The sequence below is a fragment of the Chlorobium sp. genome, assembly GCF_049593655.1.
In the GTDB taxonomy this organism is placed as follows: domain Bacteria; phylum Bacteroidota; class Chlorobiia; order Chlorobiales; family Chlorobiaceae; genus Chlorobium.
This window is the reverse complement of the sequence record NZ_JBAWHG010000018.1, coordinates 13,675-29,579: the sequence shown is the minus strand read 5'-3', so window position 1 is coordinate 29,579 and position 15,905 is coordinate 13,675. Positions and strand designations below refer to the sequence as shown.

The following is a 15,905-nucleotide window of genomic DNA, read 5'->3' as shown; positions in this document are numbered from 1 at the left end:
CCTGCAGAATCGCTTCCGCATGCCCGAGGATGGCTTCGAGCGCTTCATAGGATGCTTCGGGCCGGGTGAAGCGGACCATTTCGACCTTGTTGAACTGGTGGACCCGCAGAAACCCCCGGGTGTCTTTCCCGTAGCTTCCCGCCTCCCTTCTGAAGCAGGCCGAGTAGGCAGCATAGGCTACCGGCAGGTCTGCGGCTTCAAGCATCTCTCCGCGGTGCAGGTTGGTTACCGGGACCTCTGCGGTCGGAATGGCGTAAAGCCCGTCCTCCTCGATGGTGTAGACCTGGTCGGCGAATTTCGGCCACTGTCCTGTACCCCTGAGCGATTCGCGGTTGACCAGAAAGGGCGGAAAGATTTCCGTATATCCGTGACGGGAGGTGTGCGTGTCGAGCATGAAGTTGATGAGCGAGCGTTCCAGCCGTGCACCCTTTCCGGTATAGACCGGGAAGCCGGCGCCTCCGACCTTTGCCCCCCTTTCGAAGTCGAGGATGCCGAGTGATTTACCGAGTTCGAGGTGGTTTTTCAGGACGAAATCGAGCTGGTAATCGAACGCGACAGCAGGTTTGCAGACGATGTTCTGTCCCGCATTTCTCCCTTCGGGTACCGATTGGTGCAGCCTGTTGGGCAGTGCGAGCAGGATATCCTCGATTGCCGCTTCGATAGTTTTCAGCATGGTGTCGCATGCCGAAATGTCTTCGGCGACCGACTTCATCTTTCCGATAAGCTCGTCCGCCGGACCGCTGCCGGATTTCTTCATATCGGCAACCTCGCGGGAAACCCTGTTGCGCAGGGCTTTCATATCGTCGGTCTGCTGCACCAGTTCGCGGCGCTGCCGGTCGAGATCGAGCAGCTCGGCAACCCTGGGGATCTCGCTTTCGAGCTGGCGAGCCCTGAGCATGGCCACGACCTCATCGGAACTCTGGCGGATGTAATTTATGTCAAGCATAATGGTTGTAGGTGTAAAAACGGGTTATGCCGGAAGCAGCGATTTGACGATCTGCTGGACTTTGCCTCCATCGGCTTTTCCTTTGAGGGCTTTCATGGCTTCGCCCATCACCCGCCCCATGTCCTTCATGGATGATGCGCCGGTTCTGGCAATAATAGCCTGTACGGTAGCGGTGATCTCGTCATCGGAGACCGGTTCGGGCAGGTACTCCTCGATAACGAGCAGTTCGGACTGTTCCGTTTCGGCAAGATCGGGACGATTTCCGGCGGTAAACTGCTCGATGGCGTCGCGGCGTTTTTTTGCCAGGCTGACCAGCACTTCGGTTTCCTGTTCTTCGGAGAGCGAGGCGGAGCCTCCTACCCGGATGGAGACCTCTTTTTCAAGCAGGGCTGCGCGAATGGAGCGGATGGCATTGAGGCGGGTTTTTTTTCCGCTTTTCAGGGACTCTTTAAGGTCCGCATCTATTTTTTCCTTTAAACTCATAAGTCGGCTCGATACGATAGTGTGTTTGCAAAGAAGTATCGGAAAATAAGGCAAAAACAGCTGCTTTCCCACAACTGCTTTTTCTTGGGGTGCCTCCGTTTTTTTTGTTCCGCGATCAGATTGACTCGTTCTTCCGAAAAGTCGGGATCGAAACCCTCATCCCGAAAGCTTTCGTGGCTCCGGTTTTCACGTTCCGTCCGGTTTGCATTTAAACCGCTCACGCAAAAAAAAGAGGCGTCTCCTCTGTTTCATTCGTTGATATCTCCTGCGACAGGACGGATAACCAGCTCCTCCACCGACGCTCTTTGCGGAAGAAAATAGGCGCCGGCAACCGCTTCTGCGATGTCCTCGGGCATCATCATCATGGCTTTCATTGTGTCGGAGACCTCTCCCCACATTGGCGTGTGGACCGCTCCGGGCATGACGTTGGTGATGCGCACACCGCACTCTCTGGCATAGAGACGGAGCGCCTCGACCAGCCCTTTCTGGGCGAATTTCGTCATGCTGTAAACGGAAGATGTTTTAAAGGCCTTTTCAGCGGCGACGGAGGTGATGAAAAAAATATGCCCCTTTCCCTGTTTTTCCATAACGGGAAAAAGCTTCTGGGTGAGAAAAAATGTGCCTTTCAGATTGGTTGCAACGGTGTAGTCGAAATCCTCTTCGGTAAGCTCGCAGAACGGTTTGAATCGCCCGACCCCGGCATTGTTGACGAGGCAGTCGATCCGTCCGTACCGGTCGATTACGGTTTCGGCAAGCCCTGTCGCCTGGGCTGTATCGGAAATGTCGGCCTGCATGACCAGGGCTTCAGCGCCCAGCGTCCTGCACTCCCCTGCGGCGGTTTCCAGATCGGCGCTGGTGCGCGAGGAAAGGAGCAGCAGCGGCCTGAATTCCGGGTTTTTGATGGTGTGTCTGGCGAACTCGAGCGCGATTGCTTTTCCGATACCTTTGCCGGCACCGGTGATAAGGATGATGGTTTTCATTATGTTAGTCCGGTTTTTTTTGAGCTGTTCACCGTAACGAAGGTATGTTCTTTTTTGTTTCTGTATGGTTTTAAAGTGTATTATTAGGGTGTTTATGTTCCAAAAAGTGAAATAAAAGAGCATAAAAGGAGGGGAAATGCCTATATTGCAGCATAGACAAGCAGCAATTTACACTTGCTGAACAGTTAATGATAAAGCCCCGAATTTATCATGGAAAGAAGTAAAGTCAAATGGTTCGACGGTAAAAAAGGGTACGGATTTATTTTGAATCCGATGGGCGGGGAAGATGTTTTTGTTCATTTTTCCGCTATTGTTTCCGAACAGACCTTCAAGGTGTTGAATCAGGATGCAGAGGTCGAGTTTGAGCTTGAAAAAACCCAGAAGGGCTATCAGGCAAAAAACGTCCGGGAACTTGGAGTGAAGACTGAAGAGGATGCAACTCAATCGGGCAGTCAGCTGTCGGTTGAAACCGTTTCCTGATCAGCAGGCCGGGCAGTGCATCTCCTCCGCTGCCGGGTTTTGTTTTTACCGCTTCTTTTTTTACCTGACGGGTTTCTGGCTGTAGTTTCATACAGCTCAAGGGTACTCCTGATGACTTTTCAAGTCGTTGGTTACGCTGTCGAATCCCTGTATCGTGCCGTTCGCTTCCGGTGAGCGGTGTGGGGGGTGTTTTTTTTGTTTTCCCGGTCGCGATGCCCGCTTTTTGTCGCTGTCCGAAGGTTCCTCTTCCTTCAGTTCAGCATGCCATGCTCCCTGAAACTGAACCAGTTCTCTTTTCCCACAATGACATGGTCGAGCAGCTCTATCTGCAGAATGGCCCCTGCCTGTTTGAGAATTCCCGTGACCTGCCGGTCTGCGCTGCTCGGTTCGATATCGCCGGATGGATGGTTATGGACGAGAATGATGGCGTGAGCGCTCTCGCGGATGGCGGACTTGAATACCTCCCTGGGGTGGATAAGGGATGCGTTCAGGGTGCCTACCGAAACGATCTCGTGCCGGATGATCCGGTTTTTGGTGTTGAGGTGCAGTACGAAAAGGTGCTCTTTTGTCTCGTCTGGAATTCGTCCGGTCATGTATTCGAAAACATCTTTTGCGGACTGGATTTTTCTGTTGCTGTTTTTCCTGAAATGAACCCGCTTGTTGAGTTCGAATACCGCCGCGATCTGCATGGCTTTTGCCTGGCCGATACCCCGGATTTTCTGCAGATCAGAGAGCGGGGCATCGGCAAGCTGTTCGAGGCCGTAAACGGCGATGAGCTCATTACAGGTATCGACGATGTTGAGATTTTTCGAACCGGATCGCAGGACGATCGCCAGCAGTTCCGAGGGGTTGAGCGACGAAGCTCCGTATCTGAGAAATCTTTCCCTGGGTCGGCTTTCGGGATCGAGATCGTGAATGCGCATGGCAGGCGAGTGGTGAATTGGCAGGCAATCGGTGGCATGGTGTGTGCCCTGAAGGGAAACATAATAAAAATATTGCTCTTTTTTTACGGATCTCCGGGAGAAAAAGACCCTCGAAATGAGTGCACCCCGTTATGTTCCGGGGCGCAGGATGACGGGTCAATCAGGGCACTCAGTACTCGAGTTCGGAGTCCGGTGTTACGCGCTGGCGGAAGACCCAGTAGCTCCATCCCTGATAGACGAGGACGATCGGGACGAAGATGGCTGCCACGATGGTCATGATCCCGAGCGTATAGTCCGAGGAGGAGCTGTTGTAAATGGTGAGGCTCCATTCGGGGTTGAGGCTCGAAACGAGTACTCTGGGGAAGAGGCCCATAAAGATCGTGACGGTCGAGAACGCGATGGCTACGGCGGTCATGACGAACGCCCATCCGGAAGCGTTCCTCCTGAGCAGCACGATCACCGAGAGCAGCGCGAGTACGCTGAATACCGGGATGATGCCGGGGTTCAGTCCAAGTCTCCGGAACAGGTCGGTTTCAATGAAGGTATAAATCGTAAATGCAAGGGAGAGCAGTGTTGCCGGAGCCCACACCTTTTTGGCAAGGTTCATGGCCCGTTCCCGAAGGATGCCGGTGGTTTTCAGGGTAAGGAATACCGCTCCGTGCAGGGTGAAGATGCAGAGGGATGCAAGTCCGCAGACCAGGGCATAGGGATTGAGCAGGTTGAAAAATCCGCCGGCATAGTTCATCGACTGGTCGATCGGTACGCCTCGGATGAAGTTCGCCAGTGCGACTCCCCACAGAAGGGCGGGAATGGCGCTGCCAGCGAAGATGCTCCAGTCCCAGAAACTGCGCCAGGCGGGGTTGTCGTGCTTGCTGCGGAACTCGAATGCGACTCCGCGCATGATCAGTGCGACGAGCATGAGGAGCAGGGCAGGGTAGAACCCGCTGAAAAGCGTGGCATACCATTCGGGAAAAGCCGCGAACATCGCTCCACCGGCAGTGATGAGCCAGACTTCGTTGCCGTCCCAGAACGGTCCGATAGTGTTGATGACGGCGCGCCGTTCACGGTCGTCGGAACTCATGAACGGATGCAGGATGCCGACTCCGAAATCGAACCCTTCGAGAACGAAGAATCCGGTAAAGAGCACGGTAACCAGGATGAACCAGATTGTTTGCAGATCCATAGTTGTTCTCCTTCAGGGTTTACTGGGCAGCTTCCAGGCCTGCTGCGGCATATTTTTTCAAAAGGAACACATCGACGATCGTAAGCAGTCCGTAAATGATGAAGAATGCTGCTATCGAGAGAAGCAACTCTCCACTGCTGACTACCGATGCAGGAGAGACGGCATCCTCGGTTTTCAGAAGGCCGAAGACGATCCATGGCTGGCGGCCCATTTCGGCCAGAATCCACCCTGCCGAGTTTGCAATATAGGGCAACAGGAAGGACCAGAACATGATCGCTCCGAGCAGCGGAGAGAAGGTGTAGCTCTCCCGCATCACCTTGTAGAGAGCAACGATCGAAACCAGGAGCATCAGCGTTCCCGCACCGACCATGAACCGGAAGCTCCAGTATGCCGTGATTATGGAGGGGATGTAGTTGCCTCGCCCGTATTTGAGTTCATACTCCTTCTGCAGATCCTTGATGCCTTTCACTTCGCCTTCGAACGAGTTGTAGGCAAGGAAGGAGAGCATACCGGGAATGCGTATGGCGAAAACGTCTTTCAGCTCTTTTTCATTGCCGACCGTGAAGAGCGAGAAGCTGGCCGGATTCTCTGTTTCCCAAAGTGCTTCTGCAGCAGCGACTTTCATAGGCTGCGATTCGATAAGGTCCTGCATCTGGGTGTGGCCGGCCAGGGTGACCAGAATGGTACCTATAAATGCGTAGACGGCACCGAATTTCATCGAGGTTTCAAATGCACTGCGATCCTTCGAGCCTTTGACGAGGTGCCACGAGCTGACGGCGATGACCAGAAATCCTCCGGTAACAAGGCCACCGGCCAGCACATGGGGGAACTGCTTCCAGACATAGGGGTTAAAGAGCAGTGCCGCAAAGTCGGTCATTTCCGCTCTCGATCCGTCTGTGGCCATTTTGTAGCCGACCGGCGACTGCATGAAGGAGTTCGCAACGAGAATCCACAGGGCTGAAAGGTTCGAACCGATAGCGACCAGCCAGATCGAGGCTGCATGCAGGGCTTTGGGGAGCCTGTCCCAGCCGAAGACCCAGATGCCGAGAAAAACCGATTCAAGGAAAAAGGCGAGCAGCGCTTCTATGGCGAGCGGAACGCCGAAGATGTCGCCGACGAAACGAGAGTACTCGGACCAGTTCATGCCGAACTGAAACTCCATGACGATGCCGGTCACCACGCCGACAGCAAAGTTGATGAGGAAGAGCTTGCCCCAGAATTGCGTCAGCTTCCTGTACTTCTCGTTACCGGTTCTCACCCAGGCGGTTTCCATGATTGCCGTAAAAATGGAAAGGCCGAGGGTTAGCGGAACGAAAAAGAAGTGAAAGACGGAAGTGAAGGCGAACTGAAGCCGAGCCAGAAAGAGCGTGTCCATAAGGATCTCCTTGGCAATAGTTACATGAGGTATGGTAACAGTATTCATTATAATGAAATGCTGCTCCATTATAAAACAGGTCTAAAATAGTCTTTTTTTATTGCGATCCAAATGAGCGGAATGTTTTTTCCGGGATCGTTGCAGGGTGTCCCTTCTTTCATGCAGCAGGATCGAGCTTCAGAATGCCGACAGGGTGAAGTATATCCCGGTGAGGATCATGATGACGCCGGCAATGCGATAGAGGACTCTGCGGGACTTTTCACTGAAGAGGTGTATGGCCTTGCCGACAACCAGCAGGGATGGTACGGTGCCAAGACCGAAGCAGAGCATGATGAGACCTCCCCCGAGCAATCCCGCAGCGTGATTCTCTGCCTCCATGGCTGTGCGGGCAGCCGTTAGCAGTGCCGTGTAGGTAAGGCCGCAGGGCAGGAAGCCGAGCAATACTCCCATGGGGTAATAGGCACCGATAGAACGGGAGCCCCTGAAAAGGTTCATGAGCTTTCCGATGCGGGGCATGATCCATGAACAGCTGCTGATGGCCTTGCCTGCAGGCAGAATATCGAGTGTGGCAAGTCCCATCAGGATAATCGAGAGGCCGGCAAGTACCAAGATGGCGGTCTGGAACCGCTCGATGGATGCGGTCAGGAGGAGGAATGAGCCGGAGAGGCCTACGGCGGCGCCGAGAACGGTGTAGGTGGTTATTCTTCCTGCGTTGTAAAGCAGATGGTGCATCATGCCTTTGCGGTTCTCTCCCAGTGAATAGGCTGCCACGACGGGACCGCACATGCTGATGCAGTGGCCGAATCCTCCGGTAAGTCCGGTGATGAACATGGTGATTGCGGTATTGGCAAGAGCGCTCATCGTTTGGCGGATTTTCGGGTTTTATCTGCTGCTGGCTGGTTCAACTGTTCGTCATCGTCGTCGAGCATTCGGTATTTAGGCGCTTCGGGATCGTCGAACTGCCCGCTGCGGACCGCCCAGATGAAGAGCAGCCATGCAGCCGTTCCGAAGATGAACCCGATGATGATGAGGTAGAAGATGCTGTCCATGTGTCAAGTATGGGTTTTCTGCAGCCGCAGCGAATTGCCGACCACGATGAGCGAGCTCGACGCCATGAGCAGCGCGGCAACGATAGGGTGAAGCATGCCTGATACAGCAAAAGGCACGGCGGCAAGATTGTAGAGAAACGCCCAGGCGAGGTTCTGGCGAATGACCGAGAAACAGCGTTTTGAGTGTTCTATAAGAGTATCGACGAGGAGCAGCCTGTCGGTGAGTACGGCGACTCCCGCACTTTCAAGTGCGATGCCGGTAGCGCTGCCCAGTGTAACCCCTGTATCTGCTGCGGTAAGTGCCGGCGCGTCGTTGATGCCGTCGCCAACCATCATGACGGTTTCTCCCGCCGTCCTGAGCTTTTCGATGACCGCAGCCTTTCCGGCAGGCGACAGTCCGGCCTGCATGTCGGTTATACCGCACCGGGTGGCGATCCGGGCCGCCACTCCGGGGTTGTCGCCGGTCAGCATCATGATCTTCATTCCCCGGCGCTTCAGTGCCGAGAGCAGATCCGGAAGGTCGTCCCGTATCTCGTCGATAAGGCTGATCATGCCTGCAGGTTTGGTCCCGGTAGCGAGTATGACCACGGTTTTTCCTTCGTCCTCGAGTTGTTTTGCTTGTGCGTGCTGTTCCGGGGTGAGTTCCACCTGGTTTTGCCGCATGAAGGCAGGCGATCCGGCCAGCCATGCTTGATTCTGCAGGGTGCCGGAAACTCCCTGGCCAGGAAACGCCCGGAATGCTTCCACAGAAAGCAGTTCCCCGTTCCAGCCGGCAGCTATGGCTTTTCCTGCCGGATGTTCCGAAGCCGATTCCAGCGATGCGGCGTGCCGGAGCAGGTCCGGAGTGGTGCCGAAATCCACGATGTCGGTAATCGAGGGTTTGCCCCGGGTGATGGTGCCGGTTTTGTCGAATACCACGGTGGTGGTTTTCGAGACGGTTTCGAAGATATCCCCACCCTTGATGAGTACGCCCTCTTTTCCCGCAGCGGTCGATCCCACGAGAATGGCCAGGGGGGTGGCGAGGCCAAGCGCACAGGGGCAGGCGATCACGAGAACCGAAACGGCGTTCATGAGTGCGGTGACGGTAGTGCTGCCGCTGCTGATCCGGAAGAGGAACGTCAACAGCGCCAGCAGCAGGATAGCCGGGACAAAGTATCCTGCAACCCTGTCGGCAAGCTGCTGCACGGGTGCTTTGCGCGACTGGGCCTCTTCGACGGTTTTGATGATACCGGCGAGAAGCGTTGCTCCCGCATTTCCGCTGACGCGGGCAAGCAGCCGTCCGTTGCCGTTAACCGTGCCGGCAAAAATGCTGCTTCCTGGTGTTTTCATGACCGGAAGTGACTCTCCTGTCAGCATCGACTCGTTGATTTCCGCTTCTCCCTCGATGACGGTGCCGTCAAGCGGAATCTTCGCTCCAGGGATTATTTCGATGATGCTTCCGGGCGGTACCTGATCGAGCGAAACCATCTCCCGTTGCCTGTTTTCCCTCACCAGCAAAGCCTCCTGTGGCTGCAGCCCGGCAAGTGCGACGATGGCATTGCCTGCCTTGAGGCGCGAACCTGCCTCGATGAACCTTCCGAGCAGGATGAAGGTGATGATCATGGCGGAGGTATCGAAGAATACCTCTCCACCGAGCGGGATCATGGCGATGCTGTACAGGTAGGCCGAGAGCGCGCCAAGCGCCACGAGCAGATCCATGTTCGGGTTCAGCGAACGGATCGAGCGAACCGCTCCTGCAAGGAACGGGTAACCGGAATAGAGCACTACCGGAGTTGCCAGGGCCCAGGAGATCAACTGGAATGCAAGCCGGTACTCGTTTCCGATACCCTGAAAAAATCCCGCATACAGTGCGGCCACGATCAGCATGAGCTGCATGGAGAAGAACCCCGCTGTTCCGAACCGCAGCAGCAACTCCTGCTTTTCCCTGGCCAGACTTTCCGTTGTGCCGCCGCTTCGCAGGGGCCTGGCGGTATAACCGAGAGAGTGGAGCGTTTCGAGAATGGTGTCAAGGCAGGTCACTTCGGGATTCCAGTCGATGGCGGCCCTGTTCGTTGCATAGTTCACTCTGACCGAGCCTATTCCTTCGAGCTTCGAGAGGTATTTTTCAATCAGCCAGACGCATGAGGCGCACCGTATTCCGGAAAGCTGCAGGTCGATGCGGCTGCCGTTCGCTGTTTTTACGATGGTGGAGATGAACGCCCGGGGATCTGTTTTTTCGAAGGCTGGAACTCCGGGCAGCCACTGGCAGCGCTGCTCGTAGAACGCATCGAGCGATGCGTTGTGTATAAGATCGTAAACCCCCAGACAGCCATGGCAACAGAAATACTTTACCGAACCGTCGATCCTCGAGTGTACAGCCTGTGCCAGCGGTACTTCCCGCAGGCAGTGCTCACAACGGACTATGGTGGCGGCCGGTTCAGTCCCTGACATCAAAAGTGAACGCAGGATTGTTCATTTTTTCGGAAAGCACGGTGGCTTTCCAGAGCTTTCTCCCACTCATGCATTTGACGATCAGCCCTTTTCCCTGATAGAGGCAGTTGCTTTTTCTGACGAGTGTGACCTGGTTTTTTCCCATCTCCATACCCGGCATGGAGAGGTCGAGCAGAAGCGTATCGGGTAGTGACGAACAGGGCTTTACCGTGACGCTGAAGAGCAGTTCCTGCATGTGCCGTACCGGACGCGGACTGATTTCGAGGGTGACGGTGGTGTTTCCGGCGGTTTTCGAGCACGCTCCGCCATGGATGTCGCAGTCCGGCTTCTGTTCGGCGGGGAGCATCCATGCCGAGCAGAAGAACAGTATGGCAAGAGCGGCTCCGGCGCGTTTCAGTTGAGTTCTATAAACCATTTTTTCGATGTTTGCAGTTGCTGTTTCTGGATATCCACCCGGGCAAGCCATACGCCTTCGAAAGGGATTACTGCCGTTGTCCGGTAGTTGCCCGGCTCAGTCTCTTTCATCGGAACGGTTCGGTCGTATGTTTTTTTCGAGAGGTTTCCTACAAAGAATGTCACCACGGCATTCCGGAGAGGCTTGCCGTGGGTTGAGATCGAAACCAGTATGTCGTTGCTGCCTTTTTGAAGGGAGTCCGGCAGGATGACGGAGAGTCCGCTCGACGACTCGGCGGATTTTGTGCTGAAGTAAGCGCTGGCCTTTTCATAGTAGTTTGGCTCGACAAGCCCCTCGGCCTGTCGGTAGGCGATGGTGATGCCGCTTGCCATGGCAACCAGAAAAAGGCTGTAGAGTGCGATGAGAAAGAGTTTCATAGAAAACCCGCATCTTTCCGGATTGATATGCCGCTGCCGCTGAGCGTGAACCGTACCTTTTGAACGCGTTCCGAAGCTTTAAGCAAGATCTTGCCGCGCATGACTTCAAACGGCTTGAGCCTCACGGTGTGTTTTCCTATTACGGTAACGTCAGGATCTGCTGAAAGTTCAAGGTCGAGCATTTTTCCACTGTTGTTGTAGACCGTCCAGGAGTAGCGGTTCAGACCTTCCGGAAGCGATTCCTGGTCACGGGTGATGAGAAAATCCACCGGGGGGCGCAAGGTTATGATAAGGATCAGCAGCAGGCCGGACGCTGCGGTAATGCCTCCCATCCAGAAGGTTTTCGCTCTCAATATGCACCCCTTGTAGTTCGGGAACGGCGCGAGTCCCCTGGGCTCGCTTTTGGCGCTGCATGCGTCGATGCACTCGGCGCATGCAATGCACCTCGAGCTGAGTCCCTCCTTGATGTCGATGCCAACCGGGCAGACCTTGACGCACGAGTCGCATTTCATGCAGGTATCGTCACGCGACCGGTCGTACTCGATCACGAGGGTATCCTTGTCGAAAAGCGCGTTCTGCATCATGGCGTAAGGGCAGATCGACATGCAGAATTTCCTGCCGAGAAAGGCAAGTTCAAGGTAAACCAGCACCCAGAGGACAAGAAAAAAAGCGGTAATCGGCAGGGAGACGAAAAGCCCCTTCATCGTTTCCGGGGGAGGCACGAAATACCAGATCATCGTAAGCGAAACAAGGGCAGAGAGGGGGAGCAGCAGGATGTTCCTTACGGTTTTCCTGTTTTTCAGACCGAACCGGTCGGCAAGGCTTTCCGAGAGATCGAGCAGCACGGTCTGCGGGCAGAGCCATCCGCACCAGATACGTCCGAATACTGCCGTTACGAAGGTAACGAGAAGCAGCATGAAGAGGATTACGGCAAGGAGCAGGTAGAATTCCCGTATCCAGATGACCGAACCGAAGAAGTAGAGTTTGAGTTTGCCGATATCGAAACGCAGCGCGCTCTGGCCGTTAATGCTGAGAAATGGAAGCCCTGTTATGAGCAGGGCCTGCAGGAGTTCAACCGTTCTTCTGTATTTTTTCCACACAGGCCACTGATGTTTGTATTGCTGCTCTCTTGCCGTATCATTTCCTGCCGGCAAGCCCTATTTCTTCATGCTTTCCAGAAAGGCTACAATCTTGTATATCCTGTCTTTTCCAAGCTGCTGCATGAATGGTGGCATGCCGTTCGGCCTGCCGTTGGACACCGAGTCATAGATATCCTGAGCGGTTGATCCGTATTTCAGCGATACCGTGAGGTTCGGCCCGATACCGCCGGTTGCGTCTGCATTGTGACATGCGGCGCAGTTCTCGGCGTAAATAGTCTTGCCTTCGGCGATGGCGGCAGGTTGGCCGCTGTACATGCCGGGGTTCGCTGCACTTTCCGATGCTGCGGGAGCGGCTTTTGCCATCTCCTCCTCAAATCCCTTGTAGAACGACCATCCGGAAATTGCCGGCGTGAAGGAAACGATGTACCAGACCAGAAAAATGATGACGCCGAAAAAGAAGAGCAGCCATCCCTTCGGGATGCTGTTGTGCCCCTCTTCGGGTTCTCCTGTATCGTGCATGTGAACCTCCTGTTGATTTTACGTGCGGTTTGGTTGCTTTCAGGGTTGTCGGCCACTCTTGTTGCCGTCAGTCGTCATCGTTGTCCAGCATTCTTCGCTTGGGTTCCTCGACCTCTTTTTTTCTTTTCGGATTGTAGTAGTACACGATGATTCCGGCAAAGACGATGGCCAGTGCCAGGGTGAAGAATACGTATGCCAGCTGTGAAAAATTCACGGTGCAGCCTCCAGGTTTTTGACATCCCTGCCAAGTTTCTGGAGGTAGGCGATCATGGCGTCCATTTCGGTGAGTTCGCCGCGCAGGTTTGCTGGGGTGACCTGATCACGCGTCTCTTTCGAGTCATATCCGGGACCGGTTACTTTCGCCTTGTAGTCGGAGATCTGCTGACGCACATCCTCTGCAGAATAGCCGTATCCCAGAACCGATATTTTCTTGAAAGAATTTCCGGTATCAAGCCGGTTCGAGGCAAGCCATCCGTAAGGCGGCATGTTGGATTTTTCAAACATGCCCTGTGGGCTCTGCATGTGGCGGTAGTGCCACGAGTCCGGGTATTTGCCTCCTACGCGGTTAAGATCGGGTCCGGTACGCCGGGAACCCCAGAGGAACGGACGGTCGTAGGCGAACTCTTCGGGTTTCGAATACTCGCCGTAGCGAAGTACTTCGGTTCTGAGAGGCCGTACCGTCTGGGTGTGGCAGTTGTTGCACCCTTCGCGCATATACAGGTCGCGTCCTTCGAGTTCAACTGCGGTATATGGTTTCACATACGGGCTGACCGGCTGGGTGGACGGCATGAAGAGCGGAACGAATACCGTTACGATGGTTCCGATAAGAATCACCACTGCCGACAGTACAGCAAAAACAACCGGTTTCGAATAGATCCCCATGATTGCAGCTCCTTTTGTTGGTTGTGGTTGACTATGCTTCGACCGGCTTTTTCCTGACGGTCATGATCAGGTTCCAGGCAAAGATCAGGATGCCGATGAAGTACACGACGCCCGCTGCGAAACGGAGCCTGTAGTAGGGATAGAGCGACGTCACGGAATCCAGGAAATTGTACATCAGCGATCCGTCGGGGTTGGTGGCTTTCCACATGGCGCCCTGCTGTATGCCGCCTATCCACATGGTTATGGTCCAGATGAGCTGGCCTCCGAGAATCAGCCAGAAATGCACGTTGGCGAGCTTGATGCTGTGCAGGTCATTTCCGGTTATCCTCGGGATCATGTAGTAGAACGATGCGGAAATCACCATTGCTACCCATCCCATGGTGCCCATGTGGACGTGGCCGACTACCCAGTCGGTGTAGTGGAAGAAGGCGTTGAGGGTTCTCAGTCCCTGCAGCGGCCCCTGAAGGGTCTGCAGGCCGTAGAAGGTAATGCCGATGATGAAGAACTTGACGAGATAGTTTGAACGCATCTGATCCCAGTTGCCTTGCAGGGTGTAGTAACCGTTGACGACCGAACCCCAGGAGGGCGCGATCAGGAATATGCTGAAGGCGATTGCTACGGTCTGTATCCACTCAGGCAGAGGGGTGAGCATAAGGTGGTGAGCACCGGTCCAGAGGTAGGCGAAAATCAGGGCCCAGAAAGATATGATCGAGAGCCTGTGGCTGTAGATCGGCAGTCCGGTGGCTTTCGGCAGGAAATAGTAGAACATGGCAAGCACCGGAACGGTGAAGATGAAGCCGACGATGTTGTGGCCGTACCACCACTCGACATTCGCGTCGTTAGCTCCGGCATAGATACTGTAGGACTTGAAGAGTGTGACCGGTATGGCGAGGTTGTTGACGATGTAGAGTACGGCGATGGTGACGGTCATGGCGATGATGTACCACAGCGAGATGTACATCTGTTTTTCCCTGCGCCTGATGAGCGTGCCGAAAACGTTGATTGCGTACATGACCCACAGGATCACCACGCCTACGTCGAGCGGCCACTCCAGTTCGGCATACTCTTTCGTGGTGTTCATGCCCATAAAGAGGCTCAGTGCGGCAAGGGCGATAGCGGTATTGAAAAGGTAGAGATGGGCAAGGGCGAGTTTTGGAAATGCCAGCGGCGTTCTGGTGAGCCGCTGCAGAATGTAATAGGATGTCGCGAAGATTCCGGCAAGCCCGAACCCGAGCCCGAGGCCGTTGGTATGCACGACCCTGAGCCTGCCGAAACTCAGCCAGGGAGTGAGGTTCAGGGCGGGATTGAACATTTCGAAAGCGATCCACAGCCCGACAGTAAGACCGATTATCAGCCAGAACAGGGCTGAAAAGGCAAAACCGCGCACAACCCTGTATTCGTATCCTGTTTCGCTCATTTGGCGTTCTCCCGGATTGATGTTCTGCAAAAAGGACACCGTAACGATCCAAAAGGGCGGGATACTGAAACGTGATCACCCAAGGGGACGCTGCGTGCCATTCAGCGTATCTTCAAAATTAATGTAAACAGAAAAAACGGTTTGAGTACGGTTTTTTCACAAAAAAAAAGACCGGAATTGTCTGATATTCCGGTCTTTTTTTTGGCTGGTTCTTCTTGAGGAAGGGAGGCTCAGTCGGCAAACAGTTCTCCGAGGCCTTTGACGTAGTCGCCGACGACCGCCTTTTTCTCCGTGATGATGCCACGGATGAGGGTGCCGGGCGTAACGTCGAAAGCGTAGTTCACTACCGGCGTGGTCGGCGTGGCCACCTGGGTGCCGAAGATGGTCCGGAGCTCGTCTGCGTTCCGCTCCTCGATCGGTATCTGTGATCCTTCGGAGAGGGTGATGTCGATCGTGGAGACCGGAGCTGCGATGTAGAACGGTATACCGTGGTGGTTTGCGCTGATGGCATGGGCATAGGTGCCGATTTTGTTGGCCGTGTCGCCGTTGGCCGTGATGCGGTCGGCTCCGACCACACCGAAATCGATCATGCCGCGCTGCATGAGGATTGCCGAAGAAGAGTCGGAGATCGAGACGAACGGAATGCCGTCGTGCTCAAGTTCCCATGCCGTCAGGCGCAGTCCCTGCAGGAGCGGACGGCTTTCCGAGGAGATCACCCTTTCAATCAGCCCCTCCTGCCATGCGAGGCGGATCACGCCAAGCGCCGTACCTATGCCGCAGCAGGCGAGCGTGCCGGTGTTGCAGTGAGTAAGCACGTTCAGCTTTCGTTTTTTCAGGGTGTCGGCCAGATCGCTCTTGATGATCTCTACTCCGTGGCGCGCAATCCGGTCGCAGTTGTCGATCTCGTCGGTGTATATCCTGTGCGCTTCATCGGTCATTTTCGCAAAGAGTGTTTCCAGGGAGTCGCCCTGGAAGTTGGCATCATACACAGCCTGCATTTTTCTCGTTGCGAAGAAAAGGTTTACGGCTGTCGGACGTGATGCGTTGACCTCGGCGATCAGCCTCTCGAAATACGGCGGGAAGCCGGCCTTGTCGCCCTGATAGGCGTTGAGGCCGAGCACGACCGTATAGCCGGCCGATGCGCCGATGAGGGGCGCTCCCCTGACGGCGAGAGTCTTGATGGCCTCGATTGCCTCCCGGTAATCCCGTGTTTCCACATGGAGCTCCTGCAGCGGCAGGTAGCGCTGGTCGAGGTAGCGGAAAGTTCCGTTCGAAAAGGAAATGGCGTCTATCATGCTTTGTAAAGG

At 54.9% G+C, this 15,905-nt stretch carries 18 protein-coding genes; 1 reads left to right on the top strand and 17 read right to left on the bottom strand.

Going from position 1 to position 15,905, the window contains the following annotated elements:
* The 3 genes from WBP50_RS03125 to WBP50_RS03115 form a co-directional block, all read right to left on the bottom strand.
* Positions 1-946 (bottom strand): serine--tRNA ligase (locus WBP50_RS03125; protein ID WP_423931604.1); only part of this gene is annotated, 946 nt, incomplete at its 3' end.
* 24 nt (positions 947-970) lie between these two features.
* Complete coding sequence (locus tag WBP50_RS03120) at positions 971-1,429, bottom strand: GatB/YqeY domain-containing protein (protein WP_423931603.1); 459 nt, start codon at positions 1,427-1,429, stop codon at positions 971-973.
* A 248-nt stretch (positions 1,430-1,677) separates the two neighbouring features.
* Positions 1,678-2,409: an SDR family oxidoreductase gene (locus WBP50_RS03115; protein WP_423931602.1), complete on the bottom strand. Its 732-nt coding sequence runs from the start codon at positions 2,407-2,409 to the stop codon at positions 1,678-1,680.
* A 210-nt stretch (positions 2,410-2,619) separates the two neighbouring features.
* Here WBP50_RS03115 and WBP50_RS03110 point away from each other — a divergent pair, with 210 nt between their 5' ends.
* Positions 2,620-2,889, top strand: coding sequence for a cold-shock protein (locus WBP50_RS03110; protein WP_423931601.1), 270 nt, complete (start codon positions 2,620-2,622; stop codon positions 2,887-2,889).
* A gap of 251 nt (positions 2,890-3,140) precedes the next feature.
* Here the strand turns inward: WBP50_RS03110 and radC are convergent, their stop codons facing one another.
* The 14 genes from radC to mtnA all read right to left on the bottom strand — a co-directional run bounded on the left by radC (position 3,141) and on the right by mtnA (position 15,893).
* Positions 3,141-3,812: a RadC family protein gene (gene radC, locus WBP50_RS03105; protein WP_423931600.1), complete on the bottom strand. Its 672-nt coding sequence runs from the start codon at positions 3,810-3,812 to the stop codon at positions 3,141-3,143.
* 169 nt (positions 3,813-3,981) lie between these two features.
* Positions 3,982-4,995 carry a cytochrome d ubiquinol oxidase subunit II gene (gene cydB, locus WBP50_RS03100; protein WP_423931599.1) on the bottom strand — a complete coding sequence of 338 codons (1,014 nt, stop codon included), beginning with the start codon at positions 4,993-4,995 and terminating at the stop codon, positions 3,982-3,984.
* Between the two features lie 19 nt (positions 4,996-5,014).
* A complete protein-coding gene (locus WBP50_RS03095; protein ID WP_423931605.1) occupies positions 5,015-6,370 on the bottom strand; it encodes a cytochrome ubiquinol oxidase subunit I in 1,356 nt (451 codons plus the stop codon).
* Between the two features lie 177 nt (positions 6,371-6,547).
* Complete coding sequence (locus WBP50_RS03090) at positions 6,548-7,231, bottom strand: sulfite exporter TauE/SafE family protein (protein ID WP_423931598.1); 684 nt, start codon at positions 7,229-7,231, stop codon at positions 6,548-6,550.
* Complete coding sequence (gene ccoS, locus WBP50_RS03085; RefSeq protein WP_423931597.1) at positions 7,228-7,419, bottom strand: cbb3-type cytochrome oxidase assembly protein CcoS; 192 nt, start codon at positions 7,417-7,419, stop codon at positions 7,228-7,230. Before ccoS ends, WBP50_RS03090 begins: the two co-directional genes overlap by 4 nt.
* Positions 7,420-7,422: 3 nt before the next feature.
* A complete protein-coding gene (locus tag WBP50_RS03080; protein WP_423931596.1) occupies positions 7,423-9,849 on the bottom strand; it encodes a heavy metal translocating P-type ATPase in 2,427 nt (808 codons plus the stop codon).
* The gene (locus WBP50_RS03075) at positions 9,836-10,264 is read right to left on the bottom strand and encodes a hypothetical protein (RefSeq protein ID WP_423931595.1); all 429 of its coding nucleotides are present in this window, start codon (positions 10,262-10,264) and stop codon (positions 9,836-9,838) included. Before WBP50_RS03075 ends, WBP50_RS03080 begins: the two co-directional genes overlap by 14 nt.
* Positions 10,243-10,680 (bottom strand): FixH family protein, encoded by a 438-nt coding sequence (locus WBP50_RS03070; RefSeq protein ID WP_423931594.1) that lies wholly within the window; start codon positions 10,678-10,680, stop codon positions 10,243-10,245. The genes WBP50_RS03075 and WBP50_RS03070 overlap by 22 nt, the downstream gene beginning before the upstream one ends.
* Positions 10,677-11,780 carry a 4Fe-4S dicluster domain-containing protein gene (locus tag WBP50_RS03065; RefSeq protein ID WP_423931593.1) on the bottom strand — a complete coding sequence of 368 codons (1,104 nt, stop codon included), beginning with the start codon at positions 11,778-11,780 and terminating at the stop codon, positions 10,677-10,679. Before WBP50_RS03065 ends, WBP50_RS03070 begins: the two co-directional genes overlap by 4 nt.
* 57 nt (positions 11,781-11,837) lie before the next feature.
* Positions 11,838-12,299 carry a c-type cytochrome gene (locus WBP50_RS03060; protein ID WP_423931592.1) on the bottom strand — a complete coding sequence of 154 codons (462 nt, stop codon included), beginning with the start codon at positions 12,297-12,299 and terminating at the stop codon, positions 11,838-11,840.
* Positions 12,300-12,366: 67 nt separating this feature from the next.
* On the bottom strand, positions 12,367-12,513 hold the full coding sequence (locus WBP50_RS03055) for a cbb3-type cytochrome c oxidase subunit 3 (protein ID WP_423931591.1): 147 nt from the start codon (positions 12,511-12,513) through the stop codon (positions 12,367-12,369).
* A complete protein-coding gene (gene ccoO / locus WBP50_RS03050) occupies positions 12,510-13,181 on the bottom strand; it encodes a cytochrome-c oxidase, cbb3-type subunit II (RefSeq protein ID WP_423931590.1) in 672 nt (223 codons plus the stop codon). Before ccoO ends, WBP50_RS03055 begins: the two co-directional genes overlap by 4 nt.
* A 31-nt stretch (positions 13,182-13,212) precedes the next feature.
* Positions 13,213-14,598: a cbb3-type cytochrome c oxidase subunit I gene (locus WBP50_RS03045; protein WP_423931589.1), complete on the bottom strand. Its 1,386-nt coding sequence runs from the start codon at positions 14,596-14,598 to the stop codon at positions 13,213-13,215.
* A 230-nt stretch (positions 14,599-14,828) separates the two neighbouring features.
* Complete coding sequence (mtnA, locus tag WBP50_RS03040) at positions 14,829-15,893, bottom strand: S-methyl-5-thioribose-1-phosphate isomerase (RefSeq protein WP_423931588.1); 1,065 nt, start codon at positions 15,891-15,893, stop codon at positions 14,829-14,831.
* Between the last annotated feature and the right edge of the window lie 12 nt (positions 15,894-15,905).

What these genes read in the sequence shown, in the direction of transcription:
- cydB (WP_423931599.1), bottom strand. Translation starts at nt 4,995, where the DNA reads ATGGATCTGCAAACAATCTGGTTCATCCTGGTTACCGTGCTCTTTACC.
- WBP50_RS03045 (WP_423931589.1), bottom strand. Translation starts at nt 14,598, where the DNA reads ATGAGCGAAACAGGATACGAATACAGGGTTGTGCGCGGTTTTGCCTTT.
- ccoO (WP_423931590.1), bottom strand. Translation starts at nt 13,181, where the DNA reads ATGGGGATCTATTCGAAACCGGTTGTTTTTGCTGTACTGTCGGCAGTG.
- ccoS (WP_423931597.1), bottom strand. Translation starts at nt 7,419, where the DNA reads ATGGACAGCATCTTCTACCTCATCATCATCGGGTTCATCTTCGGAACG.
- WBP50_RS03060 (WP_423931592.1), bottom strand. Translation starts at nt 12,299, where the DNA reads ATGCACGATACAGGAGAACCCGAAGAGGGGCACAACAGCATCCCGAAG.
- WBP50_RS03120 (WP_423931603.1), bottom strand. Translation starts at nt 1,429, where the DNA reads ATGAGTTTAAAGGAAAAAATAGATGCGGACCTTAAAGAGTCCCTGAAA.
- WBP50_RS03115 (WP_423931602.1), bottom strand. Translation starts at nt 2,409, where the DNA reads ATGAAAACCATCATCCTTATCACCGGTGCCGGCAAAGGTATCGGAAAA.
- WBP50_RS03110 (WP_423931601.1), top strand. Translation starts at nt 2,620, where the DNA reads ATGGAAAGAAGTAAAGTCAAATGGTTCGACGGTAAAAAAGGGTACGGA.
- mtnA (WP_423931588.1), bottom strand. Translation starts at nt 15,893, where the DNA reads ATGATAGACGCCATTTCCTTTTCGAACGGAACTTTCCGCTACCTCGAC.
- radC (WP_423931600.1), bottom strand. Translation starts at nt 3,812, where the DNA reads ATGCGCATTCACGATCTCGATCCCGAAAGCCGACCCAGGGAAAGATTT.
- WBP50_RS03095 (WP_423931605.1), bottom strand. Translation starts at nt 6,370, where the DNA reads ATGGACACGCTCTTTCTGGCTCGGCTTCAGTTCGCCTTCACTTCCGTC.
- WBP50_RS03080 (WP_423931596.1), bottom strand. Translation starts at nt 9,849, where the DNA reads ATGTCAGGGACTGAACCGGCCGCCACCATAGTCCGTTGTGAGCACTGC.
- WBP50_RS03075 (WP_423931595.1), bottom strand. Translation starts at nt 10,264, where the DNA reads ATGGTTTATAGAACTCAACTGAAACGCGCCGGAGCCGCTCTTGCCATA.
- WBP50_RS03090 (WP_423931598.1), bottom strand. Translation starts at nt 7,231, where the DNA reads ATGAGCGCTCTTGCCAATACCGCAATCACCATGTTCATCACCGGACTT.
- WBP50_RS03070 (WP_423931594.1), bottom strand. Translation starts at nt 10,680, where the DNA reads ATGAAACTCTTTCTCATCGCACTCTACAGCCTTTTTCTGGTTGCCATG.